A 2,621-nucleotide genomic window follows, 5' to 3' on the forward strand; every position below is an offset into this window, starting at 1 on the left:
GCCAGATGCGGCCGACGCGCCGGATGCCGGCGACGCCGACGAAGCGGGCGCGGCCGACGCGCCGGGTGCCGCCGCCGCTGATGCGGCCGACGCCGCGGACGCCGACGCCGACGAGGCGCCCCTCACCGACGAGGAGCTGGCCGAGCTGGCCCTAGCCGCCGGCGATCCCGAGCCCGAGCCCCAGGAGAAGCAGAGCTTCTGGAAGCGGTGGTTCTAGCATGGCGGCGGAAGAAGGCCGGCCGGGCGTGCGGGTGCGCGCCTGGGAGCCGGCCGACCTCGAAGCTATGACCGCCATCTGGAACGAGGTCGTCCGCGACGGCCGCGCCTTCCCGCAGATCGAGCCGCTCTCCGGCCCGGACGAGGCCGCCGCCTTCTTCTCCGCCCAGACGCGCAGCGCCGTGGCGGTCGGCGACGACGGCGCGGTGGCAGGCCTTTCCATCCTGCACCCCAACAACGTGGGCCGCTGCGGGCACGTTGCCAACGCGAGCTACGCCGTGGCCTCCCATGCCCGCGGCCGGGGCGTCGGACGCGCCCTCGTGTCCGACTCGCTCGAGGCGCTGGCCCCCTGCGGCTTCCGCGGCCTGCAGTTCAATGCCGTGGTGGCCAGCAACGCAGGCGCCATCGCCCTCTACGAGTCCCTCGGCTTCACGCGCATCGGCACCGTTCCCGAGGGCTTTCGCAACCTCGACGGCGCCTACGAGGACATCCACGTCTACTACCACCCCGCCCCCTAGCCCCCCGCCATCCTCTCGGAGGGGCGAGAGGCCTTCCGTTGCGCCGCCGAGCAAAAAATGCAAAACTGAGCAAAAGAAGCAAAGGAACGCAAAAGAAGCAAAAGGGGGCACCATGGCGGCATGCGGGGCGATCGGCTCCTCGTGGCTGCTTGCGCTTTCGCAGGTCCCGTCGAGTTCGGCTCCCGCCGCCGGCGCGCTGGTATAATCAGGCGGTGCGCGCGGGTGGGCCTGAGGGGGCCGTCGCCGCGCGCCAGGTACGCGACGCGATCGACGACGGGAGCCCCATGCTCGAAAACCTCTCCGAACGCCTCCAGGGCATCTTCTCCGGCCTCAGGTCCAAGGGCCGCCTGACCGAGGACGACATCAACGACGCCATGCGCGAGATCCGCCTGGCGCTCTTGGAGGCCGACGTCAACTTCAAGGTGGTCAAGGCCTTCGTCAAGCGCACGAAGGAGCGCTGCCTCACCGCCGACGTGCTCGACTCGCTCACCCCGGCCCAGAACGTCGTCAAGATCGTGCTCGACGAGCTCACCGGGCTCCTCGGCCGTACCGACTCCAAGCTCGTGCTCGGCAGCCGCATCCCCAACGTCATCATGCTCGTGGGCCTGCAGGGCTCGGGCAAGACCACCGCGGCCGCCAAGCTCGCCTACCGCCTCAAGCAGGAGGGCCACTCCCCGCTGCTCGTGGCCGGCGACGTGTACCGCCCCGCCGCGGCCGACCAGCTCCAGACGCTCGGCGACGAGATAGGCGCGCGCGTCTACCGCGGCGACGGCCGCGACCCGGTGGCCATCGCGCGCGAGGGCGTCCAGGATGCCATCGACAGCCTGCGCGACGTGGTCATCATCGACACGGCGGGCCGCCTGCACGTCGACGACGACATGATGGCCGAGGCCCGCGCTATCCGCGACGCGGTCAAGCCCGACCAGATCCTCATGGTGGTGGACGCCATGACCGGCCAGGACGTGGTGAACGTGGTGGAGGCCTTCGCCGAGCAGGTGGACTTCGACGGCGTCATCATGTCGAAGATGGACGGCGACGCCCGCGGCGGCGGCGCGCTGTCCATCCGCGAGGTCACCGGCAAGCCCATCAAGTTCGTCTCGTCGGGCGAGAAGCCCGACTCGCTCGAGGAGTTCCACCCCGACCGCATGGCCAAGCGCATCCTCGGTATGGGCGATGTCGTGTCGCTCATCGAGAGCGCCGTGCGCGTCCAGCAGGAGGAGGCGGAGGCCGTCGAGGCCGAGCGCCTGGCCAAGGGCAGCCTCACGTTCGACGACTTCGTCACCATGAACCGCCAGATCCGCAAGATGGGCGGCATCTCCAAGCTCGTGAGCGCGCTGCCCGGCGGCGACAAGGCGCTCGGATCGGGCCAGGTGGACGAGGGGGCGCTCGACGCCATGGAGGTCATCATCAACTCCATGACCAAGGAGGAGCGCGCCCGCCCCGAGGTGCTCAACGGCAGCCGGCGCGCCCGCATCGCCGCCGGCGCCGGCGTCACCGTGACCGACGTCAACCAGCTCATCAAGAAGTTCAACGAAACGAAGAAGATGATGAAGAAGATGACGGCCAGCGTCGAGCAGCAGGCAGGGAAGAAGGGGAAGAAGGGCAAGGGGCGCCGCCGGCGCGGCCTGCCTGGCATGGGCGGCATGTCCCTGGCCGACCTCAAGAAGATCCAGGACATGATGGGGGAGTAGCATGGACCAGCTAGCGAGCAACCCGCCTGATCCCGCAGCTGGGGCGCCGGATCCCGCGCAGCCGGCTGCCCAGCCCGCGGCCCCGGCACCCGCCCGGCCTGCGGCTCCGGCGTCCGTTCCCGGTGTCGCTCAACCCGCGTATGCGGCGCCTGCGCCCCAGCCGGCCTCGCCCGCCTGGGGCGTGCCCGCCGCGGCC

At 70.7% G+C, this 2,621-nt stretch carries 3 protein-coding genes; all 3 read left to right on the forward strand.

Features of this window, described 5'->3' with window-relative positions; all coding sequences use genetic code 11:
• Nucleotides 1–217 (forward strand): hypothetical protein (locus D1643_RS10580; protein ID WP_201751093.1); only part of this gene is annotated, 217 nt, incomplete at its 5' end.
• A 1-nt stretch (nt 218) separates the two neighbouring features.
• Nucleotides 219–734 (forward strand): GNAT family N-acetyltransferase, encoded by a 516-nt coding sequence (locus tag D1643_RS10585; RefSeq protein ID WP_160710576.1) that lies wholly within the window; start codon nt 219–221, stop codon nt 732–734.
• A gap of 284 nt (nt 735–1,018) precedes the next feature.
• Nucleotides 1,019–2,425 (forward strand): signal recognition particle protein, encoded by a 1,407-nt coding sequence (gene ffh, locus D1643_RS10590; protein ID WP_160710577.1) that lies wholly within the window; start codon nt 1,019–1,021, stop codon nt 2,423–2,425.
• The last annotated feature ends 196 nt before the right edge of the window (nt 2,426–2,621 follow it).

Source organism: Enterorhabdus sp. P55, from assembly GCF_009911695.1.
Lineage (GTDB): Bacteria > Actinomycetota > Coriobacteriia > Coriobacteriales > Eggerthellaceae > Enterorhabdus.

Bases quoted from the DNA above. Each gene is read 5' to 3' on its own strand.
- ffh (WP_160710577.1), top strand. From the start codon at position 1,019: ATGCTCGAAAACCTCTCCGAACGCCTCCAGGGCATCTTCTCCGGCCTC.
- D1643_RS10585 (WP_160710576.1), top strand. From the start codon at position 219: ATGGCGGCGGAAGAAGGCCGGCCGGGCGTGCGGGTGCGCGCCTGGGAG.